This window comes from Pygmaiobacter massiliensis (assembly GCF_900199435.1).
In the GTDB taxonomy this organism is placed as follows: domain Bacteria; phylum Bacillota; class Clostridia; order Oscillospirales; family Ruminococcaceae; genus Pygmaiobacter; species Pygmaiobacter massiliensis.
The window spans coordinates 564,017-590,408 of the sequence record NZ_OAML01000002.1 but is presented as its reverse complement, the minus strand read 5'-3'; the positions used below and the strand labels follow the sequence as shown (position 1 = coordinate 590,408).

Genomic DNA, 26,392 nt, shown 5'->3' with positions numbered 1-26,392 from the left:
AACCATATGCTTTACTGTATTGACCGTATTGAAGACGGCAAAGCCGTTTTGGTAGATATGGAAGAAAAAGAGCTGGTTTTACCAGCGGCGCAGATTGGAAAAGCAAAAGAGGGCACATGGGGCCGGCTTGAGCAAAGCGGAAATTTTGTGCCCGACCTTGCAATTACGAATGCGCGCCGTGCCAAAATGCAAAGCAGACTGGATGCTCTGCTGCGACGCTAAAAAAACAAACAGAGCTTGCCCAGAAAGGCAGGCTCTGTTTTTTTATATAACGGTCAAGCCGTACAAGTTTTGTCCGCACATAGCTTTCTTGTCCTCTTCATAAAGTAAAACAAAGGAAGGAGTGACGATATTTGTTCACGACGTTTTTGGCCTTCGTTGCCGGAAATATGCTGTATTTTATGCTGCACCTCGAAAGCAGCAGTTTTCCGCGCCCGTTGACGAAGGCGGAGGAGGCTGAGTGCTTTGAGGCGCTGCGGCAAGGCGACATGGCAGCAAGAGATAAACTAATCAGCCATAACCTGCGGCTTGTAGCCCACGTTGTTAAAAAATATTACCCCGGTACGGCAGATAATGATGATCTGATCAGCATCGGTACCATTGGACTTATTAAAGCAGTGGCAAGTTTCGACCCGGATAAGCACACTCGTTTTTCTACCTTTGCAGCAAAATGCATCGAAAACGAAGTGCTGATGTTTTTCCGCTCCGGCAAAAAAAGCGGAGGAACGCTTTCCATCAATGAGCCGATTGACTCTGAGCGTGGCGATGGCGACTTGACCTTGAGCGATGTGCTGGCAGACAGCGTTTTTGTAGATGAGGCCTGTGAGCAAAAAGCAGAGGCGGAAAAAATTCGACAGCTGGTAGACACCCATTTGGACGGCAGAGAGCGGCAAATTGTAAGGCTGCGCTATGGATTTGGCGGCAACGACCCGCTGACCCAGCAGGAGATTGCGGGGCTGCTTGGCATTTCGCGCAGCTATGTATCTCGGCTAGAGAAGAAAGCTCTTGAAAAATTGAAAAGCGAACTGGATCACGCACCGCGACATTAAATAAAGCTGAGCCCTTGCATCTAGAGGGCTCAGCTGTTTTTTTTGCTGACTTAAGCCAAGCTTTCTGGGCTGCAGTATAAAAGTATAGCATTAAAAAATCAATGTCAACTAAAAATAAATATATGGTTGACAAAACCGGCGCGGCATGCTAATCTAAACCACAGAACGCTGAAAAAAGAGGAAGGTTTCCATGGAACTGAAAAGCTTAGTAGAAAAAATCAAAGATGGTTATCGCATCAATGCCGAAGAGGCGCTTGCACTTTGTAACCAGCCGCTGGAACAGCTGTGCAGTGCGGCCAATGAGCTGAGGCAGCACTTTTGCGGCAATGCATTCGATATTTGCACCATTGTAAATGGCAAAAGCGGACATTGCTCTGAAAATTGCAAGTATTGTGCGCAGTCTGCTTTTTATAAAACAGAGGTGGAAACTTATCCGTTGCTGCCCACCGAAGAAATTGTGGCACACGGCAAATACAATGATGACCGCGGCGTGCTGCGTTATTCAATTGTTACCTCCGGCCGCGCGCTGAGCGATGCCGAGGTAGACCGCATGTGTGAGAGCGTGCGTGCTTTGCGCAAAGAAACAGGCATCGCGGTTTGCGTTTCTTTCGGTCTGCTTAAAGAAGAACAGTTTGCAAAACTGGTGCAGGCAGGTGCGGTGCGCGCACACAACAACCTTGAAACTTCCCGCCGCAACTTTCCAAACATCTGCACAACCCATTCGTTTGAGGATAAAGTAGCTGCCATCCAAGCTGCGCAGGCAGCGGGTATGCAGGTGTGCAGCGGCGGCATTATGGGCCTTGGCGAAACGATGGAAGACCGCATTGATATGGTGCTGACGGCCCGTGAGCTGGGAGTGAAGTCTATCCCGGTCAATATGCTGAACCCGATCCCCGGCACGCCTTACGAGCATAACAAAAAGCTGACGGTAGATGAAATGCGCCAGATTGTTGCAATCTTCCGCTTTTTGATTCCGGATGGGGCAATTCGGCTGGCAGGCGGCAGAGGTTTGATGCCGGATAAGGGGCGTGCATGCTTCCAGTCTGGTGCCAACGCAGCGATTTCAGGAGATATGCTGACCACTGCGGGCATAACCATTGAGCAGGACCTTACAATGCTTGCAGAGCTTGGCTACCACCCAGCGTTGCTTGGCGATGATGCAGAGTAGAAGATTTGAAAATCCACACACTACCAAGTGTGTGGATTTTTCTTTTACCGCGCTAACAGAAAAATAAATTTTCGAAGCCCTTGACAAAATATGAATGATTGATATAATGAACATATGAACAATCGTTCATATGAATGGAGGCGACAGTATGGTTGATAAAAACGGCATAGAGTGCTGTGATGCGATTCCCGAGAGCTGCGAGTTTATCCAAACTCATCCGGGCTTGGTAGAACAGGTTAAGTCCGAAATGCCAGACGAAGAGCTGCTGTACGATTTGGCAGAGCTGTATAAAGTGTTTGGAGACTCTACCAGAATTAAGATTTTGTATGTTCTTTTTGAAGCACCCATGTGTGTTTGTGACATTGCACAGCTTTTGGGCATGACGCAATCTGCCATCAGCCATCAGCTGCGGGTACTCAAAAATTCTAAGCTGGTTGCAAACCGCCGCGATGGCAAGTCGATTATTTATTCGCTGGCAGATGACCACGTACGCACCATTTTGAACCAGGGTATGAACCATATTACTGAAGAATAAACAGCGTGTGCAACGCACACAGAGGGGAGCAAACGATGAAAAAAACATTTAAATTGCAGGACCTTGATTGCGCAAACTGCGCAGCTAAAATGGAGCAGGCAATCAAAAAAATTGACGGTGTTACCGATGCGAGCATCAGCTTTATGACACAGAAACTGGTGCTGGAGGCCGAGGACAGCCGCTTTGAAGAAATTTTACAGGCAGCAGCAAAAGCCTGCAAAAAAGTAGAACCAGACTGCACCATCTTGCTGAAATAAGATTGCCTTGCGCTGCCGGGCCTCGATGGCGGCGCAGCTAGGGCAGATGAAAGAAGAGAGGGTACCGTTATGACAAAGAAAGAGAAAAAGGCGCTGTGGCGCATTTTAGCGGGTCTTGTATTGTTTGCGGCTGCTCTTTTGCTGCCGCTGACCGGCGTGGCGCGGCTGATCGCGTTTTTAGTTCCATACTTTGTAGTAGGGGGCGGCGTATTAAAAGAAGCTGCGGGCAACCTGCTGCGTGGACAGATGCTCGATGAAAACTTTTTGATGAGCCTTGCTACTGTGGGGGCGTTTGCCGTAGGCGAATACCCCGAAGGCGTAGCCGTTATGGTGTTTTATCAGGTAGGCGAATTGTTCGAGCACTATGCCGTAGGGAAATCGCGCGCCTCTATCGCAAGCCTTATGGACATTCGACCCGACTACGCCAATATCCGCCGCGGGGAAGAGCTGGTGCAGGTCGACCCCGAAACCATCAAGGTAGGCGATATCATCGTGGTTAAGCCCGGCGAAAAAATCCCGCTTGATGGCACCATAATCAGCGGCAGCAGTATGGCAGACACTGCCGCATTGACAGGCGAAAGTGTGCCGCGTGAGCTTGCAGAAGGGGATAACGCTGTTTCGGGCTGCATCAACCTGACCGGCTTGCTGGAAATACAGGTTGCCAAAGAGTTTGGCGAATCAACCGTTGCAAAAATTTTGGACCTTGTGGAAAATGCAAGCAGCAAAAAGGCGGCTAGCGAAAACTTTATTACCAAATTCGCGCGCTATTACACCCCGGTTGTGGTGGCATGCGCTGCGCTGCTCGCTTTTGTGCCCCCGATTTTCGTGGGTAACTGGAGCGAATGGATTCATCGTGCCCTCATCTTTTTGGTAATCTCCTGCCCGTGTGCGCTTGTCATTTCGGTGCCGCTCAGCTTTTTTGGCGGCATTGGCGGTGCTTCGCGCCGTGGCATTCTTGTAAAGGGCAGCAACTATTTAGAGGCGCTAAGCAAAGCAGAGTTTGTCGTCTTCGATAAAACAGGCACCCTTACCAAAGGGAGCTTTGATGTGGTTGGTGTTTATCCAAAAGAGGGCACGCAGACGCAGCTTTTGACGCTTGCCGCACTTTGTGAAAGCTATTCGGATCACCCGATTTCCAAATCGCTGAAAAAAGCAGCTGGAGAGCTGCCCAAGACAGCAGATATCGGCAAGATAGAAGAAATTGCCGGCCATGGTGTGCAGGCAGAAATTAACGGCAAAGTTTATTTCTGCGGCAACGAGAAGCTGATGCGGCGCGAGCAAATCGAGTTTGAAACTCCGTCTCAGCCGGGTACCGTAGTATACCTTGCCGAGGCAGGGCGCTTCCTTGGTGCAGTACTCATTGCAGATGAGCCGAAAGCAGATGCTTCCGTTGCGATTGAAGGGCTGCGTAAAGCAGGCATTCGCAAAACCGTAATGCTTACTGGTGATGCAAAAGCAGTGGGCGAAACGGTAGGCAAAACGCTTGGGCTGGACGAAGTCCATGCAGAGCTGCTCCCCGGAGATAAGGTGGACTGGGTAGAGAAATTGCTTGCGCAGACCAGCGAGCAGGGCAAGCTCGTATTCGTGGGCGATGGCATCAACGATGCGCCGGTGCTCTCTCGTGCCGACATTGGCATTGCGATGGGCGGCCTTGGTTCCGATGCCGCAATCGAAGCAGCCGATATCGTTCTAATGGACGATAAACCTTCTGGCATTGTAACAGCGATTGCCATTGCTCAGAAAACGCTCAAGATTGTAAAGCAGAATATCATTTTTGCACTTGGCGTAAAGTTCCTGGTTTTAATCTTGGGTGCTCTCGGTATGGCAAATATGTGGGAGGCCGTGTTCGCAGACGTTGGCGTTTCAGTGATTGCCATTATCAACGCAACCCGCGCTTTAAATACCAAAAACTTGTAAGCGCTGACATCTAAATAATGAGTTGTTAGGGCATTTATAATTAAAGAGGGCATCATCGTTTTGTAAGCGATGATGCCCTCTTTTTATTTTGCAAGCCTATTTGGGGCTTTAGCGCCGGAAAGCGCCTAAAACAGTCTGCAACTATACACCGGCGTTGCCATACACAGTAATGGTACCGTCTTCTACCAAGCGAATAAACAAGAGGCCCAGTTGGGGGTCAAATTGGGTACCTAGATTGCGGCGGATTTCTTCAAGCGCGGCTTCTACCGTAAGCGCGTCTTTATAAGACCGTTTCGAAGTCATTGCGTCGAAAGAATCTGCAAGGCACAGGCAGCGTCCGCCAATTGGGATAACCTCTCCGGAAAGCCCGCGCGGATAGCCTTTGCCGTCCCAGCGTTCATGGTGTGCAATCGCAGTAGGAATAACGTAATCAAGCGAGGGCAGGTGCCGTATCATAGCCATGGCGCCCTCGGCATGGGTCTTCATAATCTGATACTCTTCGTTAGAGAGGGTAGAGGTTTTAGAAAGAATTGACTCCGGAATGCCAATTTTGCCGATATCATGCAACAGACCAGCTTGCCGTATGATTTCCACATGTTCTGCATCCAGTGGTATGGCCTGGGCCAGCTTAGAGGCGTACTCCGAAACATTTTGCGAGTGGTTAAAGGTGTAGTGGTCCTTCGCATCGATAGCCGCCGTCAGCGCGTAAATTGTAGAGGCACAGCTTTCTGCCAATGCTTTTTTGGAAGTACAGGTGGAATCGCTGGCCAAGGCGGTGCGGGGACTGTAAATCACAACCCGGTTCTTACCGTCTGTTTTGCCGCTGTAGACTGCCATGCTGGCATAGGTAAATAGCTCGTCGATATTTGCAGCACACACAGGATAAGTACAGATGCCGATGCTGTAAGTAAGGTAACGATTGCTGTCTGGCGGGGTTACCGGCAGCTTTTTCAGATGTAGTGCAAGCTCTTGCGCTACGCGGGCATCGCAGAAGGGGAGAAATACAGCGAATTCTTTGCCGCTGTACCGCGCAATTACACCACGGTTGCCAATAATCGCCTTTAGATTTTGCGCAAGCTGAACCAGAGCGGCATCACCTTCGCGGATGCCGTACAGTTCATTATAAAGCCGAAAATCGTCCATATTCAGCATCATCAAGGTCGCCGTATCGTGTCGGGCAAGCGCAAATTCTTTTTTGATACATTCGTTAAAATAGCCGCGGTTATAAAGCCCGGTCATGGCATCTTCGCGTGCCTCTTGCTGCATTGCAGTGTACATATAAGCATTTCGCAAAGCAATCGACAAAATCGCGCCTGCGGAATCCAGATAGTTCAGTTCGCCGGGCGAAAATCGATTTTTGCCTTCGGTATGGGTGAAAAAGGTGATGCCAGCCAGCTCGTCATCGTAGATAAGCGGCAGCACGTAGCCTACATTCAGGTCAGCGAGCAATCGCTTTTCGGCTTGCCACATCGATTTAAAAGACTGGGTACGGGCAAAGTCGTTGTAATAGGCGCTATGTTTTTGCTCAATTAGCCATTTAATGAGCGGATGAGAGTCGGAAAGTTCAAAGGAGAGTTCAGTCATTTCTTGCGTGCAGGAAACAATGCGGTACCGGTGCATCTGCGCTTCGTGAACACAGAGGTAGGCAGTGCGCGTAGGGAAGTTCTCCTGCAAAAAATTCTTATAAAGGTCCAGTAGCGGTTCCAGCTCCAGCTCTTTGCTGACCGAAATGCTGAATTGTTTGAGTGTGCTGTCACGAGCTTCTTGCCGCTTTGTGAACAGATTGTTCATCATTCGGCGCGTTACATGATAAACAGCCATGGTGAGTAACGAAAAGCCCACTGCAACCACGATAGTTTTGTACTCTGCAAATGCACCGAGGTACTGATTGTAAAATTGGTCTACGCCGGAAAAAGAGGCAATCAGAATCAGCGTAGTGAAGATGGCTGAGAGCAGATAGCTCGAGCTGTTCGAGGCCATGTGGGTCAGTGTAATCAGTCGGCGGCGATAAAGCGCATAGTAAAGAAATAGTGCATTGATACCGCAAACCAGCGTATCATTGGGCAGGGAAACAAAGATTGGAAAAACGTCCAAAAAAGTACCGACAAACATAACAAGAACACCGATAATGAGCGGACGCAAATCTACCATTGAAACGCGGCCTTCTTTTACGCCGCGCACAGCGGTGTGCCATGCCATGCCCAACGTGAAAATCGCGAGTACAAGGGGGAACACGATAGCCGGAGAGACCGAGAAGGCAAACATCCGCTCGCCGTCGACTTCGAACACACGCGGATCATGGATAAAGACGTGTGAAAGGTTCATCGCGGTAATTACAATCCAGCTTGCAAATAAGAGAGTGCGAATAAAACTGCCCTTGGCATCGCAGAAACGATAGATGAAGTTATAAACGAAAACCGGCACCAAAAAGATACCCATAATCGATACTTCATACCAGAACAATGAGCCGGGGTAAAGCTCTAACCGCATAAATAGCGAGCCGCCGCACCATGCCATAAAAACTGCCAGCAGCTCTAAAAATGCGTAGATGACACGATCTTTTTTGGCAGAAAGGCAGGTCAAAAACAAAAAGGCGTTGCACAGCACAGAAACGAGGGGAACAATAATAAAAAGCTTCTCATTTAAAGACAAGTCATCGCCCCCTCTTCTGATATGTGCAGCAGGCATAAAACCCGTTCTTTGGGCGGGTTGATGCGGTCGATCTCCTCGCCAAAGGTCTGTCTATATTTTTCAAGGGTGCCAGAAGGCAATATGGTTACCTGCAAGGGGTCTACCCCAAGCAGTTTTTTGAGGTCTTTATAGTCGCCGTCGTAGTATCGGAAATATACACCCAGATGTTCTTGAATAATCTCTTTGCCGGACGCAGCGGCCGCGGTTGCCTGCGGTTTCATTTCAGCATACAGATGTAAAAAAGAGTGGTTGTTCGCATCATATTCCTTGAGCGCAAACCAGTTTTGAATTGGCAAATACGAAAGATCCAGCACCTTTGCAATCTCGCGCTCGGTAATTCGGGTAAAGCCTGAAATATCAATTACGGTGGGGATGCGGTCAACATACTCAAACTGCGGAAAATCAATGCCGTCGCTCTGGTTTTTTAGCCTCAGACAACGGTAAACATCACCCACACGGTAACGGGCAAAAGCACCGCCTTTGAGCACGGTGATGACAAGCTCGTAGTTTTGGTTTGCTACCAGTTCGTTCATTAAATAGGTGCGCGGCACGTAAGTAGGGTCTTTTAGGTTGCGCCGCATTTCATCCTCAGGGATAAATTCGTAAAAGCAAGCATCGGGGAAAAAGCACAGGCCGTTTTTGCTCCAGGTTTCGGTGCCCATGCAAGAGGGTTCTGTGCCACCAGCAAGCTCCAGAGGACGACGCCCCCACATTGCTTCCAGCTCGTCCTTATACATGGCGCTGTCGGTGCCCACGCAAACAAAGCCGTCCAGACGGAACAAATCCTTGGGCAGCAGCGCGGTGCCGTCGCGGCGGCAGCGATAAAGGGCAGAAAGCAAGCGCCAGAGCATTTGGGGTGTCATACCGATAAGTCGGCGTGCAAGGTCTTTTATAGAGCCGCCAGCGCCCGAAGCAAGGTTGCGAGAGGCACCGTACAGGATACTCGACATGCCAAAAAACAGGTCCATGCCGCCTTTCATGCCCAGTTCATAGCCTTTTTTGGTTTGCTGCGAAAAACTGACCTTTCTTGCTTCCCGCACGGGGGGCAGAAAATGCAGATTCATTTCAGAAGCAATCAAATCCGGGAACATGCCGGTAGCATAAGGCATAGGCGCAAGGCTGTAAAGCACCCGTGCTGCCGAACGCACATGAAAATCGCCCCGGCCGTTGCTTGTGGAAAGGAGCATGGCGGCGAGAATATTTGTTTTATATGTATCTAACATCGCTTGAGAGTACGGCGCCCATTTTGCGGGCATGCTGCCGCCTTCCCAGGTGGTTTTCAGCCAGGTGACAGCGGGCGCTGGCAGCTGGTCTTCTTTTTTGAGCAGTAAGATATCCGCATAATCGGCATAGCTCGTCAACGGTACTTTACTGCGAAATTCTTCTATACTGCGCGGCGGTTTATCGCCGAAAAGCCGTTTGCCTAAGGGGCAGCGCGACAAAAGCAGAATCTGCTCCATCAAAAGTCGATTCTGCACCTGCATATATTCTCCCATCGAAAAATCAAGAAAGCCGCAGTACTCCTGCCAAACCTCGCTGGCAGAACATTTTTTTAGTTTTTCTTCAAAAGTCACGGCAAATCTCTCCTGTCCGATACGTTATTTAAAAAGGCGGGGGATCAGAAAAGGGGTGGTGCGCTGGTACGCTGCATATCCTTCCAGCGTACGGGGAAAAACCACCTTGTCCTGCCAGTAGGCATAAGCAAGGTCAAGCAAAGGCCACCCCACGCAGGCAAACCACAATGCCCGGCTGCGACCGCAGAGCCCAAGGCCCAGCATGCAAACAAAATACCAGTAAATGCCTGGGTGACGGCAGATGCTCCAAACGCCGGAAGTTACAGCCTTTCCTTTGTTCTTTTCGTAAGTGTCTTTTGGCAGCGAGAAAAAAAGCGTGTAGACCAAAAGCACAAGACCTGCGGCGGCGAGCAGCAGACCAGCTACCTGAATAAAGGAAAAGCTAACCCAGAATTTGCTTTGCCAAAGGAGCCATAAAGCCGCGGTACACTGTGCAAGGCATCCTGCAAGAAATAAACCAGTCCGCAGCTTGGCGTAACCTGCAAGCTGTGCTGCATCCGAGAAAGCACAAAGCACAATTCCACCGGCACCCACTAAAACACCTATCATCGCTCAGTAAAAGCAATGCCAATGCAGCCTGGCCCGGTGTAAATGCCAATGACAGCACCCACCCATTCAATCCGCACCTTCGCTTTGGGGTCAATGGCATAGATGCGCTCTGCTACTTTTTGTGCATATGCTTCGCGGTCCGAGTGGAACAAGAACACTTCGCCGCCAAACTGTGCCTGTTGCTCGTAATATTGCAACACGCGCGCAACACCGGCCTCGAAACCGCGCACAACGCCTACATCCCGCACGAGTCCGTCGCGGAACATCAAAACCGGCTTTACACCCAGCAAATCTGCTGCAAGCACACGGATAGCGCCAACACGTCCGCCTTTTTTGGCGTACTGCAAAGACTCCATTACAAAATAAACGCCCATATGCTCGCGCAAAAAATCAAGACGAGCCAAAATCGCTTCTGCGGGCATGCCTTTGTTTGCCATTTTAGCTGCAGATATGACCATAGTTGCAAGCCCAAACGAAACTTGCAAAGAGTCATAGATATGAATGCGCGGAGCAAATCCCTCGGCATCTAAATCCATCTTGGCATCGCTTGCAGAATTGATAGAACCGGACATTTTGCTTGTCAGGTTGATACAGATGATATCAGAAGCATCTGCGGCCTGCCGGAAACATTCGGTGTAAATAGAAGGGTTGGGGTGCGAAGTGGTGGGCAGCTTTTCGCATACGGTTAGCTTTTGATATAGCGCAGGCGGGTCAATGTCGATATTATTGCGATACTCCTCCGTGTCAAACAAGATAATGTCCGGCACGATATGTATTCCGAATTCCTCCGCGAGTGCCGGGGAAATGTCGGAAACTGAATTTGTGAAGATGGCAACTTTTTTAGCAGGGACAGCAGGAATAGCAGCTGCCTGATGGTCTGAGAAAGGCTGCTCTGCCACTAAGTTTGCAGTTTCGTTTTGGTCCATGGTTTCCTCCGAAGGTTTTACATTAAAAGACATAAAATGGTAATACAACAACATTATAGCCAATAAATTTCAAAAACACCAGAAAATTGTGACACAAAATGTCGAGAAACGATGGAAAATATATTAGATTTAAAAAGTTTAGAAGAAAAAACGAGAAAAGTAAAATTATGGCACGAAAATGTATAAAAAACACGACACTTTAACCAAATGAAAAGGCCCGAGAAGAAAAGCTCGGGCTGGTTTGATATAGTAGAAAAATAAAAGAATTCGGAAGTCCAGAATGAATCATCGCGGACTCTTGGCTTCTGCGCCTCGCCTTATCCTAGGTTAGGCGTCCAGGAAAAAAATAGAGAAAATAAAAAGACGCATCATTGCTGATGCGTCTTTTTATAATAATTATTTCAATTATCGTTTGCTGAAGCAGTCGCTGCAGTAGACCGGACGGTCATTGCGCGGCTCGAAAGGAACCTTGCAGGTTTTACCGCAAGAAGCACAAACTGCGCTGAACATTTCACGAGCGCCAGTGTTTCCTCTGGAGTTCTGCTTGCGAGAATCGCGGCAGCTTTTGCAGCGCTGCGGCTCATTGGAGAAACCCTTCTCCGCGAAAAATTCCTGCTCACCAGCAGTAAAGATGAATTCCTGGCCGCAATCCTTGCAGACGATAGTTTTGTCGTTGTACATTGTATACCTCTTTTATAATAGTTCCGTCTTCGTTGACGTGTTCTTAGTATAGCATATAATTCTCAAATCGTCAATCAGCATAAAAAAATATTTTTTTGGGAATTAAAAACGGCAGCTTGCTGAAAATCAGCAAGGGGTATTGGGTCGGTCCTGGTCTCCATCCGCCCGAAACATTACAAACCCCTCCGGGTTGCTGGTAAATAGGTAAAAATCTAGATTTTCAATCAGCGGTGGGGTAAGATAGTGCGGGATAATGGTTTCACTTTGTGGCTCGCGAAGTGTAAATCCGGTGCTTTCCATAATTTCTTCTTTCAGGCCATAGCAGTAGCAATCCATATATTCCGCATCAGCTTCTTCGATCAAGCGGTCAAGCGCCTGCCCAAAATGAGGCAGCAGAGCCGGACGACCGATTACATCGCAAAGGCGCAAGACCACAGTACCTTCCACCTCCACTTTACGCAGGCAAAACAGCACGCGGCAAACACCGTCCAGCATACCACCGTATACGAGGTACTCCTGACGGGGATAGTGGAAAAACCGTCTGGCGAGGTACCAATGGTCCTTGTAGGGCTTTGCGTATTCCGGCGGGCAGAAAGCAGCTTCCATCTCCGCCGCTGTTTCAAAGCGGCGCAAAAGTCCATCGCCGGAAACCGGCAGGCGAGTGAGGGAAGCGGGTTTTGCCAGGCGGCAAGGCACGGTGCCTAGACGGTACCAATGCTGCATCGCAGCACCGGTATAGCCCAAAAACTCGTAAAAAGGAATGGTGTTAGGGCGAATGTTATTGCAGGAGAGCAGCTTTGCGCCGGTCAGATCAGGCATCTTGTTCATTAATTCGAGTCCGCTGCCCTTAGCCTTTTTATCTGCACACCAAATCGAAACCCAGATATGATCGCGCTCTTGCGAAGAGGGGAGAAAACCGCAAAGCGCAGCGATTTCTCCAGATTCTTGCAAACAGAGCGCGAAATTTAGTTCATTTCGAGTGGCATCGCCATCTTGATAATAGTAGCTGAAGAAATCCGGCAGATTAATCAGCGGGTGGCGACTGCCCCAATGCGTATTCATAAACGCTATGATAGCCGGCTTATCCTGCAAGGTTGCCAGCCGAAAATGATAGCTGCTCAATATGCTGCGCCCCCTGTAATGGGCAGCACTGCGCCGGTAATAAAGCCCGCTTCTTCAGAAAGCAGAAATGCCATCGCGGGCACAACATCGGTTACCTGCGCATTGCGCTTCATCGGGTTTGCGGCAGCCGAAGCTTCGACGATAAGGTCGGGCGTATCAGAGAGGAACTTGGTTTCCATCATATAAGGTGCGACGCAGTTAACCGTGATGCCGCTGGCCGCATATTCGGTTGCAAGGCTTTGGGCCAGACCGCGCAGCGCATTTTTTGCCACAATATAAGCAGTCGCGTTTTTCGGCGGCAGACCAATGATATAACTGGTAAGCATAAACAGCACTCGGCCGGTTTTGGCTTTTGCCATCGCGGGCAAAATTGCTTTGCAAATATGCAGCGCGCTGAGCACCTGAACGTTCATATCCAAAAGAAAGCGCTCTTCATCAAAATTCTTGAACTTGGTATTGACCATGCGCAGTGCAGGCAGGTGCACAAAGTGAGTCGGGGTGTCGAACTTTTCGCGAATCTCGGCAACAAAGGCATCCATTGCATCGGTGCTGGTGAGGTCAACATCATACGGGTGCACCGCACCGTTGGTTTCTTCGGCAAGTGCACGCAGCTTTTCAATATCGCCGGAGCCTTGTGCAATAATAGTGTCGCCGGACTTATAAACGCGGCGGATGAGTGCAGTGCCAACGTCGCTGGATGCACCGGTAATCAAATAAGTAGCCATATTAATTTTCCTTTCCGGTATGGTTTGGCTGCGCGGCTACGGTAAGTGCGGCTTTGCAGCGAATATTATTAAGGGAGAGGTTATTTTGCAACACCGGCTTTGATAACAGCGCGGCAGACTTTTTTGCCGGTGCCGTTTGTTACTGTGGCTTTTACTGTGATTTCGCGGAATACCTCATTCACTTCATCCACGACACCAGTAACGGTAAGCTCGTCGCCAATGAATACGGGCTTTGCAAATTTGGTTTCCACACTGTGCAGCAGGCAGTGCTCACCCGGCAGATAAACACCGGCAAGGGTGGAAAAGAAGCTTGCTACCAGCATGCCGTAGCACACTCTACCGGGAAAGCCGCGCTCTGCCGCGTAAGCAGCGTCCATATGAATCGGGGAAATATCGCCGGAAAGCGCACAGAACTGCGCCATTTTTTCTTCTGTAATACGAACGGTAAAAGATTCGGTAACGCCTTTGGAAAGCTCTGCGAGGGTGTAGCTTTTTAATTCGCTCATGGTAGTGGTCCTTTCTGTAAAAAGCATATCGGTAGCCGACTGCCAAAAAAGGTGTTTCAAAAGAAACACCTTTTTGTTATAACCTTATATAGTTTAGCCGACCAGACGCTCGATGAGATCCATCATCTCGCCAACGTTTGCAAGGTCATGCACATCTTCCAGCTTGAATTTGATGTTGAAGTGCTTTTCCATTGCAACCAGCAGGTTGATCTGCTCAAGGCTGTCCCAGTCTTCAATATCATCAGCGGTCATCTCGCGGGTGATTTCCAGCTCCTCGTCGTCAAAAATAGTGCGGAAAATCTCCTGTACCTCTTCAAAAATCTGCTGTTTCTCCATGGTGATACATCCTTTCGAGTCTGCGCTTATCGCAGGCAGACCATCTTTTTTACATTATTTAGTACCGGGCGCATGAGAAGTTGGTTTAATTCAGCCGCTCCAGCTCCATCACGTGGTTGCGCGGAACATAGCTTTCGGCATCTTCCAGCACAAACTCTGCCTCGGTCTCGCTATCCTTCATTTTGCTGAATCCCATTGTAGCATAAATCTCGCGGGTCAACAAGTTTTTTGCGGTGGCAAAATAGCGGCCCACAATACGTTTTGCGCCCTTTTCTACACTGCGGCGGACAAACTCGTCCATCATGGTATCCTCAAGCCCACGCTTAAACACGCGGCAGCTCATAATCCACAAATCCACATAGCAGGTATCATCCTCAATATGGCCAATCATTGCCGAAACAATGCCGTTATCGCCAAATTTATCAATCAGCCGCCCAAATACGGTTACGCTTACGGGATCCTGCATCAAGTGGTCAACCTCTGCGGCAGTATAGCGCCGGGTGGTGAGGTTGAACTGGTTGGTCTTATTGATGAGCTGGGTCAAACGCTCTGCATGCTCGGGCACAAAAGCACCGGTTTCACAGCGCATATCAAGGCTTTTAAGGTAATCCTCATAATTGCCAAAGCTCTGCTCCAGTTCTGCACGCTTTAAGTTTTCTTTGTACATCTCGTTGCGCTTTACGTCGTCGGCAGAAAGCGTGGTGACCTCGAAATAGCCTGCACGGTCAATGGCGGCAATCATGCCTTCCGGTCCATCGAACTCGGCAATGGTTACGGCGGGCAGTTCCTGCCGCACGATTTCGCGCTCTGCCGGGTTGTCGTCTACAAAGACAAAACTTTCGGGCAGGATGTTGATTTCGTTTGCAATTGCAGCAATGCTTTGGCTTTTGGGGCCCCAGTTTGCTTTAAAGCAAAGGAAGTCGTCCCGCTTGAGCACGCTGTCGCTGCGCTCAAAGCCGGTAAGTGCAATTGATTCTTCGTTTTTGCTCGCGACGTTCAGCATAATGCCAAGGCTCGATAGCTCTTTGAGGTATGCCTGAAACTCGCTGTAAGCCATGCCGCCGGGAGATTCAAGACCGAGCGCAATGCCCTCGGCACCGTCGTCGCCGATTACGCCACCCCAAAGGGTGTTGTCGAGATCGAGAATCAAGCTTTTTTTGTTTTTGCCCAGCAGACTTTTTACGATGTTTGCAATGCTAAAGCAAAGGTTCGGAATCTGGTCCATCGACAATGCGTACTTATAAAGGTACCACTGCGATTCGGAGAACCAGTTATCCAACCCGTAACGGGCAGAAAGATAAGCGATATCGTTGAGGTAAAAGCCGGGGTGCGCAGCCACATAGTCTGCTACGCGGGCGTTCATCTCGTTGATGTAATGCACACCGCCACGCTTGTCCACTGCGTCGCGGTTACCCATCACACGATGAGTCGGCAGGTCGAAGTTATTGACGATGACAGGACACCCAAAACGTGCCGCAGCACCAAATGCGGTTTCAAAGCGTTTCCAGTCTGCTTCCATACCATCAGCAACCGCCTGGTCAGCATCGCCAGTGGTGGGGAAGAATTTAAGGTTTTTACGGCTGGTGTGGATATAAATGAAATCCGGCGCAAAGGCGGCAAGAGAGCCGTCATCGAAGACCAGGTTTTCATAGAATAAGGCATATTCGCCTTCATAAAACTCCGGCTTAATGCCATAGTGCAGCAAAAAGACTTCTAAAATATTTTTAATCTCGCCAATGGTGCTACCGCTCATGATGGCGATTTTTTTTGGAATCAAACCCTCTTTTTTCAGCAATTCACGCTTCAGTGAGCGTTTTTTTTGCAAAACCTGTGCCGGGTCGAAAGGATACTCCAGAATATCCAAAATAGCGGCCTCCTTTTTTTATGTCATAGCAAATAAAATACTTTTATAGTATAACATAGGTGAAAATGTGTTGTAAAGAAGTGTAGGACCCGCTTTCACAAAAGCAAAACCGCACAGACTTGCGCAAAAATGTGAAAACCGATATAATCGAAAAGGATTTGACACAGGCAAGCGAAATTTTACACAAAACGGGTGGGTATGCCTCGCTTTGCGGTGAAACTTTATATTTCGCTTTACATATGGCCTTGTCACAAAACAATGATATCACGATCATTATCTATGGGCTTTTCTCGGCATGTTAGCCACCGTAGTCTTCTACCAGGCGCAGCAGCTCGTCCTCTGTGTAAACAGGCACACCGGTGCGCAGCGCTTCCACATCGCCTTCGGGTAAAAGCCGGGTCAGGATATCATATTTTCGCAGCTCTTCACTGCCATCCGCAGAGAACAGACAGATGCGACCGCCGTCATCCCGCAGTAGGTACTGCGGAGAAGGGGCCGTATTGCGTTGCGTATTTAGCTTTACCGCCAAAAAGCTTAGTAACACGGTTAAAAGGCAAAGAATGATAAACCAGCGGCGCAGCTGCCCCGCCAGACGTCTTGGTCTCATAGAAAAATACCTCCTGTATATGGTATAGACTTGCGAAAACAATACAAAGCTGTTATCAAAGCAACCACACAAAAAAGCTCGCTTTGGTACATTGCCCGGCACCGCAGCCTATAGTTTAGGCCAGTTTAAAAACATAATTACATTATGGTAAAATCTTCAAAATCTTATTCAAAATGGTCAAAATGTGCTATACTGAATAAATAGGTAAAAATCGGTAAGATCCTTGCGCTTATGCGCAGCAACAAATAATGTTCCGGAAGTCTGGAAGGAGGCAAAATTCTTTGAACGAATCGAACAACCGCCCCAACCGAGCCGGCAGGCCCCCGCAGAAGCGGCGCCCAGCCCAGCCCGAGGGGACACCGCAAAAACAGCCGGGCCGCAAAAAGAAAAAAAGCGGCTCTGTTTGGCAAAGCGTGCTGAAAGTAATCGCCGGCATCTTGTGTGTCTGTGTTATTTTCGGCTCTGTAGTTGCGGTAATGCTGAGTATGTATGTAGTGCGCGCCACTGCAAACGACGACCAGCTGCTTAACCTTGATAATATCAAGATGAGCTATTCCACCATCATCTATGCAAATGACCCTGCTACCGGCGCGCCCGTGGAGTATGCGCGCCTTGTGGGCACCGAGCACCGTGTCTGGGTAGACCTTGGTGATATGCCTGCGTACCTGCCCAATGCGTTTATTGCCATTGAGGACAAGACATTTTGGGACCACAACGGCGTTAACTTAAAACGAACCGTTGCGGCCACGATGAACATTGTGCTCAGTAAGCTGACGGGCGGTGCAATCAGACTGTTTGACACCGAGCAGGGTGCTTCAACCATTGACCAGCAGCTGATTAAAAACATCACTGGTGATAACGAGCACGATGCCATGCGTAAGGTGCGCGAGATTTTCCGCGCCATTGCTCTTGAGAACAAATACTCCAAAGAGATTATTCTTGAAGCATACCTTAATACGGTCGCGTTCGTCGGCAACACCGGCGGCGTTGCGGGTTGCGCCTCTAACCTTTTCAATAAAGAGGTAAAAGACCTGACCCTTGCAGAGTCTGCCTGCATTGCAGCAATCACGAATAACCCCACCAAATACAATCCCCGCACAAACCCCGAAAACAACAAAAAGCGCCAGGAGCTGATTCTGGCTAATATGCTCGACCAAAAGATGATTAGCCAGGAAGAGCATGACGCAGCAGTGGCAGAGCAGCTGACCTTTGTAGACCGCACAGCTGGCGCTTCGGATGAAGTGCGCAGCCAGAACAGCTACTTTACCGATCAGGTAATTGAAGAGGTTATTGCCGACCTGGTAGAGCAGAAAGGTATGACCCGCAACGAGGCCAGCACCTACCTGTACAACGGTGGTCTGCGTATTTACGCAACTGTTGATACCACCTTGCAGTCTGCAATGGAACAGGTAATGCTCAACGAGCCGGGTAACCTTTTCCCGGACCGCGAGCACACTTATGTGGTCAATAAAGAAACCGGCGAAACCGCGACCGAAAATGTACAGGGCTGTATGGTAACGGTAGGTTACGACGGAAGCCTATTGGGTATTGTAGGCGGCCTTGGCCCCAAAACCACTGACCGTGGCCTTAACCGTGCTTCTCAGGCATACCGGCAGACGGGTTCTACCATGAAACCCATCGGCGCTTATTGCCTTGGCATTGATTACAACTATATCAACTATTCCTATCCTTTGATGGACGGTATGTTTAAGCAGATTCCCGACGACAAAAACCCGGGACAGATGCGCGACTGGCCGCGCAATTACAGCTCGACTTATAGTGACCAGGAAATGACGGTCAGCCGTGCGCTTGCAAAATCCATCAATACCGTGGCGGTTCGCGCAGGCTTCTTGGTCGGTGAGCCTACCATGTTTGATTTCATGAGCAATACGCTCGGCATTTCCACTCTGGTTTCTCCCAATGACGTAGACCTCGGCCCGTTGGTGCTCGGTTCTATGACACATGGCGTGTATCCCATGGAGATGGCAAATGCGTACTCGATGTTTGGCAACGGCGGCGAGATTACCCCGGTGCACAGCTATACCACGGTAGAAGAGGTGCAGAGCGGCGACATCGTGCTCGACAATACCACTCTCACCACCACACGGGCAATTTCGAAAGACAGCGCTATGATTATGAACAAGCTGCTGAGCGAAGTTATGCGTGGCGAAGGTACTGCGGCAGCCATTGGCGGCCCCAAAGCTGGCGGCATGGAGTCTGTTGGTAAAACCGGTACCACCAGTGACGATAAAGACCACTGGTTTATCGGCCTTACCCCCTATTACTGCACCGCTACCTGGATGGGCTACGACCACAGCGACGAGCTGGCATGGAAGAACTACGGTAAACACCCGCCCACGCTGGCTTGGAAACAGGTCATGGAGCTTGCGCAGGAAGGCAAAGAATTTAAAGCCTTCCCGACCAGCGACAATGTAGAGGCGCTCACTTATTGTAAGGATTCTGGCGGGCTTGCCACTGGCGCTTGCCCGAACACTGCAACCGGCTACTACAAAAAAGATGCCGGCGGCAGCAGCAAACCCGGCCCCTGCACCCTGCATCCGGGTTGATTTTTGCAAAAAACAACATAAAGAAAACGCCGCGAAGCTTTGTGCTTTGCGGCGTTTTTGTATTTATTATAGAATGCTATAAAGGCTGGTTGTAAGCGGCCAGAAGAATTCGGCAATACAGCTCATTCAGAAGGTTCGCTTTTTGCATAGCGCAGTGTTAAATGGTAGCACAGCAACAAGTAAAGTGGGATGAGTACGAGATAGCACACAATGTTGGTTACAGTAAAGTTATAAGTGTTGGATGCTTCGCCGAACTCGAGAAGAAAGCGGCAAAGCATGCCGAGAACCGTAAGGCCGAAACTGCATAAATAAACTCGCAGCTTTTGCCCGCTCCCCCATAAAAGCGCCAAGCCGACGGCAATCATACCATAAGAAAGCACCAGAAGCCACACTTTAGAAAGTTCCAGAGGAAACCGTGTGCTGCGAAGCGGAAATAAAAAGCATCCACAGAAGACGAGATATCCCAATAAAATAGTCTGTGTCAAATGAGGGCGGCGGGCCAGTGTGGATTTTAATTCCTGCATCGTGCAAGTCCTCCTTTGTGGTCAGAAAAGGATAAGTAATATTCTTTAGTGTAGCATTTTAAGGTAAGCGGGGCAAGTATCGTTCTTCCTAAAGACGGATTTTCAGACCTACCGACCTATCCAAATGTGCAACGATAAAATAAAGCAGATAAAGGGCCGGAAAAGTTGCTCTCCAGAGCGGCTATATCATGATAAAGAAAAAGCCGGGCAGCAAAAGCTGCCCGGCTTATATAGAAAGATATAACTTGGGGAATAACCTCCGCACTGGGCAAACAGCGCAGCGCCAGTTACCCCAGTGCGGCTACTGCATCGGCGGCCGCGGCAAGCGGGTCATCCTCATAATCCTCAATGCGGCCTTTGTCGCAAAGGGCGGCAAGGTTTGGGTTAATCGGCAGATGTGCGAGCACCGAAATCTGATAGTTGTCGGCAATTTCTTCGATATGAGATTTGCCAAACACTTCGATTTTTTTGCCGCAGTCCGGGCAGGTGTAGTAACTCATGTTTTCCACTAGGCCCAAGATGGGGATGTTCATCATCTGTGCCATCTTTACTGCCTTCGAAACAATCATTGAAACCAGCTCTTGCGGGCTTGTGACAATAATGATGCCGTCTACCGGCAGCGACTGGAACACGGTCAGCGGTACGTCGCCAGTGCCCGGGGGCATGTCCACGAACATATAGTCAACATCGTTCCAGGCGACATCGCTCCAAAACTGTTTTACGGTGCCTGCAATTACAGGGCCGCGCCACACGACGGGGTCGGTGTTGTCTTCCAGCAGCAGGTTAATCGACATCAGCTCGATGCCGGTGCTGCTTTTTACGGGGAAAATCACCTCGCCATTGCTCAAAGCACGCTCGTCTTTGCCGAACACTTTGGGGATGGAAGGGCCAGTAACGTCTGCATCCAGAATAGCGGCCTGGTGCCCGCGCCGCTGCATGGCAACCGCCATCATGCTGCAAACTAGGCTTTTACCTACGCCGCCTTTGCCTGAAACAATGCCGATGACCTTTTTTACACGGCTGCCCTCATGCAGTGCAGCGTGCAAATCCACCGGAGTGCCGTTGTTGCGAGAAGAGCAGTTTTCTCCGCAACTTTCACAGTTGTGTGTGCATTCGCTCATGATACGAATAAAACCTCACTTTTGTTGAATTCTATAGGTCGCTTGCCAATAAGGCAAGAAACAAGCTAAAATAAAAGAACGAGATAAGTATACCACTTTGGTCGTATTGCATCAAGGGCGGATTTTCAGTATAATATATGGGTGCCAAAAAGCAGACAGTTTATAACTGGTAAATCCCGCTAAGGTGTAAGGCGAAGCGAACTGGTTAGGGGAGGGCGTATGGAGAAAACGATATTGTCGATACTAAAGCAAACGGAAACCGCTGAAAAGACCCAACAGCGGTGGAAAGAAAACCCGGTATACCAGGATAGTTATGGCTACCGCACCGCGACGCTGCTTGCTCATTTGGACAAAAAACACACCGAGGTGCAGGCAAAGCCAGCAACCCGAAAGGAAAAGAAATAACAATGTTGGAACAAATGATCGAACATGGCCTTCCGGTCATCGTATCTACGCTGGAACTTTTTGGTATTTTTGTTGTTACATTTACTTCTGTGCGGTCGTTTATTCACTACCTCGCACTGCAGTTTGGTCACAATGCCAAATACAATATTAAATATGAGCTGGCCTCCGGGCTTGCAACCGGTCTTGAATTTAAAATGGCGGCAGAGATTTTAAAAACGGTATTGGTCCACACGGTGGACGAGCTGATGATTCTGGGCGCTATCATTCTGCTGCGTGCGCTGCTTAGCTTTATGATTCATATCGAAATGCGTGCAGAGCACAAAGAACACAAAGATTAAAGGCAAAGCTGCATCATGCACGACAGAATTCTCCGCGCCTAAACTATTTGCAAACCAATAAGTTAAAAGACCCTGCGAAGATAGAGAATATCGCGCGGGGCTTTACTCTATCTGTAAATATTTGCGTTTATTTTAGGGCGCGAGGGCTGCGCGCTGTTGCTTGCAAAATAAAACGGCAAAAGCCGCAAGAAAAAAGTGAGGAAAAGAACAATGGGCGCGTTGAACGGGCTGAAGATTTTGGATTTTTCCACCCTGCTGCCAGGGCCATATGCCACGCTGATGCTGGCCGACCTTGGTGCAGAAGTGCTGCGGGTGACAGGGCCAAGCCAATATGACCTGGTGACCCACTGGCCGCCCGAAATTGAGGGCAGCGGAACAACGGCAGCCGCGGCATGGCTGGGTCGCAATAAAAAAACAATCTACTTAAACCTGAAAAAGCCCGCAGGGGTAGAAGCTGTTCATCGATTGATTGCCGATTATGATATTGTGATTGAGCAGTTCCGCCCCGGTGTTATGAAAAAGCTGGGTCTGGATTATGAAACCCTGCGGCAGATCAACCCGCGGCTTATCTACTGTTCGCTTACCGGCTACGGACAAACCGGCCCGCTGGCTCAGCGTGCCGGTCACGATATCAACTACTTATCCCGTTCTGGCAATATGGCGCAGGCCGGGCGCGCTGCCACTGGACCGGTACTTACAGATATGCAAATCGCCGACGTTGCAGTTGGTGCGATGAACAGCGTGGTGGGTATTCTTGCCGCAGTGCAGCATCGGCATACAACCGGAGAGGGCCAGTACATCGATATTGCGATGCTCGATGGCATGGTGCCTTTTTCTACAATGGACGGTGCCTGTTTTCTCGCCGGTGCCAACGCGCCACAGCGCGAAGGTGAGCTGCTGAATGGCGGCGGCATTTACGATTTTTACGAAACCAAAGACGGTGGCTACCTCAGCGTTGGGTCGCTGGAGCCCAAGTTTTTCGCTGCGCTGATGCAAGGCGCCGGATTCCCCGAATGGGCAGATGGCAGAATACTTAAAACAAACCCCGACAAAGTGAAAAACGCCTTGCGCGAACGGCTGCTTACCAAAACAAGGGATGAGTGGACTGAGATTTTCAAATCGCTGGATGCCTGCGTAGAACCGGTGCTTTCGATGGAAGAGATGCGCGAAGATGAGCAGGTGAACCAGCGCGGCATGGTGCCGCAGGTAACACTGCCGCTTTGCGAGAATAAAACAGTGCAGCAACTCGGCTGTCCGATAAACCTGTCTGCCTGCCCGCCGGAATATCGACATGCAGGCTACCCGGACGGTTACCACACCAAAGAGATACTTGCCGAGCTGGGATATAGCGAGGCAGAGATTGCAGAACTTTCTACCTAACCACTATTTTTATTGCCACCGATGCAGTACCACGCGATTGGCTTTTTGCGTTACGGTTATTGATGAGTTGACGGCAGTGAAATGAAATATCGTGGGCCTTTGGTGGGCGAAAAATCAAATCTTTTATAAAAAAAGTCCCATGCAGTGCTTTTTGCGGCTGCATGGGACTTTTTTATTTATTTGGCTGGTGTGGCAAACAGTTTTTTGCTGCGGTAACGGAACATGCAAAGCGTGGTGGTGGCAGCCAGCAGATCGCTGATTGGTTCTGCCAGGAAAAGTCCCCAAACACCAAGCCCGGCAACGTGAGGCAGAATTAAAGCAAGTGGCAACAGCAGGATGACCTTACGCAGCAAGGCGAGAAAAACAGATATTTTTGCTTCGCCCAGTGCCATAAAGGTTTGTTGACAGGCGCTTTGCGCACCCATTGCCATCATGCCAAAGAGAAACACACGCAGCGGCGCCGTTCCAAGTTCGATGAGCGCAGTGTCCGGAGTAAAGAGGCCTAAGAAGAACTGCGGCACCATCAGTACAATACCGACGACAGAAACCGTAAAAATCAAAGCGGTGGTCAGCAGATAATGGAAGGCCTTTTGGGTACGCTCCATATTCTTTGCGCCATAGTTGTAGCTGATAATCGGCTGTGCGCCCTGTGCAAGGCCCATCATCGGCATAAAAACAAGCTGCATCAAGCTAAACATAATCGACATCAAGGCAACATACATGTCGTTGCCATAAGTCTGCATGCCCTTGTTAAAGGTAAGCTGAATCAGGCACTCGGTGGCCTGCATGATAAACGGCGAGATGCCGAGAGTCAGGATAGAGCCAACGATTTTGCCGGAAAGAATCAGATTCTTTTGGCGGATGCGAAGCAGCGATTTTTTGCTGCACAAGAACCACATAACCCATACGGCAGAAACGCCCTGGCTGATGATGGTAGCAAGTGCTGCGCCACGCACGCCCATGCCGAATCCAAAAATGAAAATCGGGTCAAGAATAATGTTGAGCACGCAGCCAATCAATACCGTAATCATGCCGGTGCGGGCAAAACCCTGATTGGTAATAAAGGCATTAAGACCCATGGCTACCTGCACAAACAAGGTGCCAAACAGATAAATGGAAAGGTAGTCAGAAGCATAGGGAAGTGTTGCTTCGCTGGCGCCGAAAGCCATCAAAACGGGCTCTTTGGCAAGCATAAACACGCCAGAAAGGATCAGCGATGCGATGACCAGCATGGTAATGCTGTTGCCCAGCAGCTTTTCGGCAGTGTCGTGCTCTTTGCGGCCCATTGCAATCGACATACGAGTAGCACCGCCCATACCAATCAGTGCGGCAAAGGCGGACACGAGCAGAATAATCGGGAAGGTAACACCGAGGCCGGCGAGTGCAAGCGAGCCACTGCCCGGGATGCGCCCGACGTAAATGCGGTCAACAATGTTGTACAGCAGGTTGACCAGCTGTGCCAAAACGGTGGGGATAGCCATCGAAAAAAGCAGTTTGCCGATGGGCTGAGTGCCAAGTTTATTGTTTTGCGGAGTGGATTCATTCATGGATTGGTTGCTCCTTATTTAAAATTACGAGGTTAACAGATAATGCTGGCTTTGCGCCGATATTCTTGTATGACATCCGCATCGTCGCGCTTTTCCAGCACTTTTGATACCAAAAGCGCGTGGGTGAGCAGCTGCAGCAGCTCAAGCTGTGCGTCGGTGCGCTCGGCTTGCTCTGGCGTTTCGGTTAGAAAAGGCAATGCGGAGAGCATGTCCTGCCGAATCTGCGCCGTTACCATGCGCATTTCGCGCGAAAAGCTGTATTCCATAGAAATGTAGAGATTGCAAAAAAGCGCATTGTACCTTTCGTCGTGAAGCATATTAAGATTAAATGAGAATAGTGCGTCGTGAAAAGCGCGCAGCGTGGTGAACTTTTGCCCTGCAACCTGCTGGGTAAATGCTTTCAGCCGGGTGCGGAAAACCTGCTCTACCAAAAAGATATACAAATCTCGCTTGTCTTCAAAATACAAATAAAAGCTGCCGCGCGCAATATCAGCCGTTTTAATAATTTGATTGATAGAAGCGCTGTGATACTCGGCGCAAGAAAATTCTTGCACGGCGGCATCCAAAATGCGCTGGCGCTTTTCTTCCGGTAAGGCATAGAAAAGCTCTTTTGGCATGGCCGTCAGCTCCCTTAAGGTTAAAATACTGACAGGGTGTCAGTGCAACATGATTAAAATTATAATGACAACCTGTCACTGTGTCAAGAGGATAAAAAATAACAGGCAAACTTACTTGCCTGTTATTCTTTGATTTTTAAAGTTGGTTATCCTTTAGCTCGGTAATTACCGTCATATGTGCACGGCGACCGTTCCAGTCTACCAAATGGCTTTGGCAATAGAGCTGTTTGCCATCAATGGTTTGCCGTACACCGTTAAAGGTGCCGTTACATGATCCTGAAAAAGAGGTGCAGAAAGTGAAAGGCGTGGCGGATAGCCCCGCCATAAAACACAAACATTTTGCACCACACGAAGCTTGCTTTATTTTCTCCGATGCTTTGCGGTTCATATAGCAAAGTTCATGGGTCTGCAAATCGCAGATGTAAATCATCGAGTCCAGCTCATCCAAAATCCAGTCTTTGCGCATCCAAGAATAACGCTGTGAAAGTGTAGAATGCCCGCCATACAGCGCAAACTGGTTTTTGCCAAGCTGCTTTGCGCGGTACATTGCTTCGTCGGCACAAAAATAAAGCTGTCTGCGTGTTGTGCCATCCTGCGGAAACACGGAAATGCCGATGGAACAGGTAAGCGGATGCTTGGATTTGGAGCTCGTTTCCAGACGATACAAAATATCTGCGGCCACCTCTTCGGCAAAGGCTAGGCTATCAATATCTTTTAGCAGTACAATAAATTCGTCACCGCCCAGGCGGCCCACCAAAGCGTGACGGCCCGCGGCCTCGGTAAGAATCTCGCTGAACACCATAAGAATATGGTCGCCGTAAGCGTGGCCCATCGTATCGTTGGCCTGCTTAAAATTGTCTATGTCAATCAGCATTAACGCGGCAAGATTGCCGGCATTTTCATGTTGTACTATATAATGTTCGGTGTATTTTGCAAAGGCTGTACGGTTAAACAGACCCGTTAAAGCGTCGGTGCGTGCTTCTATCAGTGCTTCTTGCAGCAAAAGGGTGTTTGCAAGCCTCTTTAAAATAACGTCAGGGCGAAATGGCTTTTCTAAAAAGTCGTTGGCTCCGGCTTCCAGTGCGCGCACTTCCAAGTTTTCAGAATCTGCTCCGGTCAATGCAATAACGGGTAACTCAGCCAGCTCCGGTGCGTTTCGCAAGTAGTTTAAAAAAGTAAATCCGTCCATTTTTGGCATAACGAGATCTAGCAAGATAGCCGAAACATTGGCCGGGGCGCGGCGCAGCAACAGCAAGGCCTCTTCGCCGTCACAAGCCTCCATCACCTCGTAAGTGCTCGAAAGTATACGCCTTAAAAGCAGGCGATTTACTAAGGCGTCATCTATAATTAAAATACACTTTTTGTGAGAATCCATAAAAGACGCCC

26 protein-coding genes are annotated in these 26,392 nt (G+C 49.4%); 10 read left to right on the top strand and 16 right to left on the bottom strand.

Features of this window, described 5'->3' with window-relative positions:
* Positions 1-6: 6 nt before the first annotated feature.
* The 6 genes from C1A11_RS02835 (at position 7) to C1A11_RS02810 (ending at position 4,926) form a co-directional block, all read left to right on the top strand.
* On the top strand, positions 7-222 hold the full coding sequence (locus tag C1A11_RS02835) for a DUF3006 domain-containing protein (RefSeq protein ID WP_102048900.1): 216 nt from the start codon (positions 7-9) through the stop codon (positions 220-222).
* A 131-nt stretch (positions 223-353) separates the two neighbouring features.
* Complete coding sequence (gene sigK / locus C1A11_RS02830) at positions 354-1,049, top strand: RNA polymerase sporulation sigma factor SigK (protein WP_102048899.1); 696 nt, start codon at positions 354-356, stop codon at positions 1,047-1,049.
* Between the two features lie 190 nt (positions 1,050-1,239).
* On the top strand, positions 1,240-2,217 hold the full coding sequence (gene bioB, locus C1A11_RS02825; RefSeq protein ID WP_102048898.1) for a biotin synthase BioB: 978 nt from the start codon (positions 1,240-1,242) through the stop codon (positions 2,215-2,217).
* Positions 2,218-2,365: 148 nt separating this feature from the next.
* Complete coding sequence (locus C1A11_RS02820; RefSeq protein WP_102048897.1) at positions 2,366-2,752, top strand: ArsR/SmtB family transcription factor; 387 nt, start codon at positions 2,366-2,368, stop codon at positions 2,750-2,752.
* Positions 2,753-2,787: 35 nt separating this feature from the next.
* On the top strand, positions 2,788-3,009 hold the full coding sequence (locus C1A11_RS02815) for a cation transporter (protein WP_102048896.1): 222 nt from the start codon (positions 2,788-2,790) through the stop codon (positions 3,007-3,009).
* 69 nt (positions 3,010-3,078) lie between these two features.
* Positions 3,079-4,926 carry a heavy metal translocating P-type ATPase gene (locus C1A11_RS02810; protein ID WP_102048895.1) on the top strand — a complete coding sequence of 616 codons (1,848 nt, stop codon included), beginning with the start codon at positions 3,079-3,081 and terminating at the stop codon, positions 4,924-4,926.
* Positions 4,927-5,067: 141 nt separating this feature from the next.
* On the opposite strand, the gene C1A11_RS02805 is transcribed toward C1A11_RS02810, so the two are convergent.
* The 11 genes from C1A11_RS02805 to C1A11_RS02750 all read right to left on the bottom strand — a co-directional run bounded on the left by C1A11_RS02805 (position 5,068) and on the right by C1A11_RS02750 (position 16,507).
* Positions 5,068-7,578 carry a histidine kinase N-terminal 7TM domain-containing diguanylate cyclase/phosphohydrolase gene (locus C1A11_RS02805; protein ID WP_180950218.1) on the bottom strand — a complete coding sequence of 837 codons (2,511 nt, stop codon included), beginning with the start codon at positions 7,576-7,578 and terminating at the stop codon, positions 5,068-5,070.
* Positions 7,569-9,191 (bottom strand): GH3 domain-containing protein, encoded by a 1,623-nt coding sequence (locus tag C1A11_RS02800; protein WP_102049227.1) that lies wholly within the window; start codon positions 9,189-9,191, stop codon positions 7,569-7,571. Before C1A11_RS02800 ends, C1A11_RS02805 begins: the two co-directional genes overlap by 10 nt.
* Positions 9,192-9,215: 24 nt before the next feature.
* Positions 9,216-9,725: a hypothetical protein gene (locus C1A11_RS02795; RefSeq protein ID WP_102048893.1), complete on the bottom strand. Its 510-nt coding sequence runs from the start codon at positions 9,723-9,725 to the stop codon at positions 9,216-9,218.
* An 11-nt stretch (positions 9,726-9,736) separates the two neighbouring features.
* Positions 9,737-10,666 (bottom strand): DegV family protein, encoded by a 930-nt coding sequence (locus C1A11_RS02790; protein WP_180950217.1) that lies wholly within the window; start codon positions 10,664-10,666, stop codon positions 9,737-9,739.
* A 405-nt stretch (positions 10,667-11,071) separates the two neighbouring features.
* Complete coding sequence (locus C1A11_RS02785; RefSeq protein ID WP_102048891.1) at positions 11,072-11,347, bottom strand: zinc-ribbon domain containing protein; 276 nt, start codon at positions 11,345-11,347, stop codon at positions 11,072-11,074.
* Between the two features lie 126 nt (positions 11,348-11,473).
* Entirely contained in the window at positions 11,474-12,469 is a 996-nt protein-coding gene (locus C1A11_RS02780) for a hypothetical protein (protein ID WP_102048890.1), read from the bottom strand.
* Positions 12,466-13,194 (bottom strand): SDR family NAD(P)-dependent oxidoreductase, encoded by a 729-nt coding sequence (locus tag C1A11_RS02775; protein ID WP_102048889.1) that lies wholly within the window; start codon positions 13,192-13,194, stop codon positions 12,466-12,468. The genes C1A11_RS02780 and C1A11_RS02775 overlap by 4 nt, the downstream gene beginning before the upstream one ends.
* Before the next feature lie 80 nt (positions 13,195-13,274).
* A complete protein-coding gene (locus tag C1A11_RS02770; protein WP_102049226.1) occupies positions 13,275-13,700 on the bottom strand; it encodes a MaoC family dehydratase in 426 nt (141 codons plus the stop codon).
* A 93-nt stretch (positions 13,701-13,793) separates the two neighbouring features.
* Positions 13,794-14,036 (bottom strand): acyl carrier protein, encoded by a 243-nt coding sequence (locus C1A11_RS02765; RefSeq protein WP_102048888.1) that lies wholly within the window; start codon positions 14,034-14,036, stop codon positions 13,794-13,796.
* A gap of 85 nt (positions 14,037-14,121) precedes the next feature.
* Positions 14,122-15,900: an HAD-IIIC family phosphatase gene (locus C1A11_RS02760; protein ID WP_102048887.1), complete on the bottom strand. Its 1,779-nt coding sequence runs from the start codon at positions 15,898-15,900 to the stop codon at positions 14,122-14,124.
* A gap of 298 nt (positions 15,901-16,198) precedes the next feature.
* Positions 16,199-16,507, bottom strand: coding sequence for a hypothetical protein (locus C1A11_RS02750; protein WP_102048885.1), 309 nt, complete (start codon positions 16,505-16,507; stop codon positions 16,199-16,201).
* A 281-nt stretch (positions 16,508-16,788) separates the two neighbouring features.
* On the opposite strand from C1A11_RS02750, the gene C1A11_RS02745 reads away from it, so the two are divergent.
* A complete protein-coding gene (locus C1A11_RS02745) occupies positions 16,789-19,074 on the top strand; it encodes a transglycosylase domain-containing protein (RefSeq protein ID WP_180950216.1) in 2,286 nt (761 codons plus the stop codon).
* A gap of 122 nt (positions 19,075-19,196) precedes the next feature.
* Here C1A11_RS02745 and C1A11_RS02740 read toward each other — a convergent pair whose 3' ends face one another.
* Together C1A11_RS02740 and C1A11_RS02735 are read right to left on the bottom strand one after the other, a co-directional pair.
* Positions 19,197-19,598 (bottom strand): hypothetical protein, encoded by a 402-nt coding sequence (locus C1A11_RS02740; RefSeq protein ID WP_102048883.1) that lies wholly within the window; start codon positions 19,596-19,598, stop codon positions 19,197-19,199.
* A 287-nt stretch (positions 19,599-19,885) separates the two neighbouring features.
* Positions 19,886-20,719: an Mrp/NBP35 family ATP-binding protein gene (locus C1A11_RS02735; protein WP_102048882.1), complete on the bottom strand. Its 834-nt coding sequence runs from the start codon at positions 20,717-20,719 to the stop codon at positions 19,886-19,888.
* A gap of 219 nt (positions 20,720-20,938) precedes the next feature.
* Here C1A11_RS02735 and C1A11_RS02730 point away from each other — a divergent pair, with 219 nt between their 5' ends.
* The 3 genes from C1A11_RS02730 to C1A11_RS02720 all read left to right on the top strand — a co-directional run bounded on the left by C1A11_RS02730 (position 20,939) and on the right by C1A11_RS02720 (position 22,842).
* On the top strand, positions 20,939-21,124 hold the full coding sequence (locus tag C1A11_RS02730; protein WP_102048881.1) for a hypothetical protein: 186 nt from the start codon (positions 20,939-20,941) through the stop codon (positions 21,122-21,124).
* Positions 21,125-21,126: 2 nt separating this feature from the next.
* Complete coding sequence (locus C1A11_RS02725; protein ID WP_102048880.1) at positions 21,127-21,462, top strand: DUF1622 domain-containing protein; 336 nt, start codon at positions 21,127-21,129, stop codon at positions 21,460-21,462.
* Between the two features lie 210 nt (positions 21,463-21,672).
* The gene (locus C1A11_RS02720) at positions 21,673-22,842 is read left to right on the top strand and encodes a CaiB/BaiF CoA transferase family protein (RefSeq protein WP_102048879.1); all 1,170 of its coding nucleotides are present in this window, start codon (positions 21,673-21,675) and stop codon (positions 22,840-22,842) included.
* Positions 22,843-23,018: 176 nt separating this feature from the next.
* Here C1A11_RS02720 and C1A11_RS02715 read toward each other — a convergent pair whose 3' ends face one another.
* The 3 genes from C1A11_RS02715 to C1A11_RS02705 all read right to left on the bottom strand — a co-directional run bounded on the left by C1A11_RS02715 (position 23,019) and on the right by C1A11_RS02705 (position 26,381).
* Positions 23,019-24,389 (bottom strand): MATE family efflux transporter, encoded by a 1,371-nt coding sequence (locus C1A11_RS02715; protein WP_102048878.1) that lies wholly within the window; start codon positions 24,387-24,389, stop codon positions 23,019-23,021.
* A gap of 32 nt (positions 24,390-24,421) precedes the next feature.
* Positions 24,422-25,006: a TetR/AcrR family transcriptional regulator gene (locus C1A11_RS02710; RefSeq protein ID WP_102048877.1), complete on the bottom strand. Its 585-nt coding sequence runs from the start codon at positions 25,004-25,006 to the stop codon at positions 24,422-24,424.
* 136 nt (positions 25,007-25,142) lie between these two features.
* Positions 25,143-26,381 (bottom strand): GGDEF domain-containing protein, encoded by a 1,239-nt coding sequence (locus C1A11_RS02705; protein WP_102048876.1) that lies wholly within the window; start codon positions 26,379-26,381, stop codon positions 25,143-25,145.
* Positions 26,382-26,392 lie beyond the last annotated feature (11 nt).

Bases quoted from the DNA above. Each gene is read 5' to 3' on its own strand.
- C1A11_RS02835 (WP_102048900.1), top strand. From the start codon at position 7: ATGCTTTACTGTATTGACCGTATTGAAGACGGCAAAGCCGTTTTGGTA.
- bioB (WP_102048898.1), top strand. From the start codon at position 1,240: ATGGAACTGAAAAGCTTAGTAGAAAAAATCAAAGATGGTTATCGCATC.
- C1A11_RS02820 (WP_102048897.1), top strand. From the start codon at position 2,366: ATGGTTGATAAAAACGGCATAGAGTGCTGTGATGCGATTCCCGAGAGC.
- C1A11_RS02815 (WP_102048896.1), top strand. From the start codon at position 2,788: ATGAAAAAAACATTTAAATTGCAGGACCTTGATTGCGCAAACTGCGCA.
- C1A11_RS02810 (WP_102048895.1), top strand. From the start codon at position 3,079: ATGACAAAGAAAGAGAAAAAGGCGCTGTGGCGCATTTTAGCGGGTCTT.
- C1A11_RS02790 (WP_180950217.1), bottom strand. From the start codon at position 10,666: ATGGACCAAAACGAAACTGCAAACTTAGTGGCAGAGCAGCCTTTCTCA.
- C1A11_RS02785 (WP_102048891.1), bottom strand. From the start codon at position 11,347: ATGTACAACGACAAAACTATCGTCTGCAAGGATTGCGGCCAGGAATTC.
- C1A11_RS02775 (WP_102048889.1), bottom strand. From the start codon at position 13,194: ATGGCTACTTATTTGATTACCGGTGCATCCAGCGACGTTGGCACTGCA.
- C1A11_RS02770 (WP_102049226.1), bottom strand. From the start codon at position 13,700: ATGAGCGAATTAAAAAGCTACACCCTCGCAGAGCTTTCCAAAGGCGTT.
- C1A11_RS02765 (WP_102048888.1), bottom strand. From the start codon at position 14,036: ATGGAGAAACAGCAGATTTTTGAAGAGGTACAGGAGATTTTCCGCACT.
- C1A11_RS02750 (WP_102048885.1), bottom strand. From the start codon at position 16,507: ATGAGACCAAGACGTCTGGCGGGGCAGCTGCGCCGCTGGTTTATCATT.
- C1A11_RS02740 (WP_102048883.1), bottom strand. From the start codon at position 19,598: ATGCAGGAATTAAAATCCACACTGGCCCGCCGCCCTCATTTGACACAG.
- C1A11_RS02735 (WP_102048882.1), bottom strand. From the start codon at position 20,719: ATGAGCGAATGCACACACAACTGTGAAAGTTGCGGAGAAAACTGCTCT.
- C1A11_RS02730 (WP_102048881.1), top strand. From the start codon at position 20,939: ATGGAGAAAACGATATTGTCGATACTAAAGCAAACGGAAACCGCTGAA.
- C1A11_RS02725 (WP_102048880.1), top strand. From the start codon at position 21,127: ATGTTGGAACAAATGATCGAACATGGCCTTCCGGTCATCGTATCTACG.
- C1A11_RS02720 (WP_102048879.1), top strand. From the start codon at position 21,673: ATGGGCGCGTTGAACGGGCTGAAGATTTTGGATTTTTCCACCCTGCTG.
- C1A11_RS02715 (WP_102048878.1), bottom strand. From the start codon at position 24,389: ATGAATGAATCCACTCCGCAAAACAATAAACTTGGCACTCAGCCCATC.
- C1A11_RS02710 (WP_102048877.1), bottom strand. From the start codon at position 25,006: ATGCCAAAAGAGCTTTTCTATGCCTTACCGGAAGAAAAGCGCCAGCGC.
- C1A11_RS02705 (WP_102048876.1), bottom strand. From the start codon at position 26,381: ATGGATTCTCACAAAAAGTGTATTTTAATTATAGATGACGCCTTAGTA.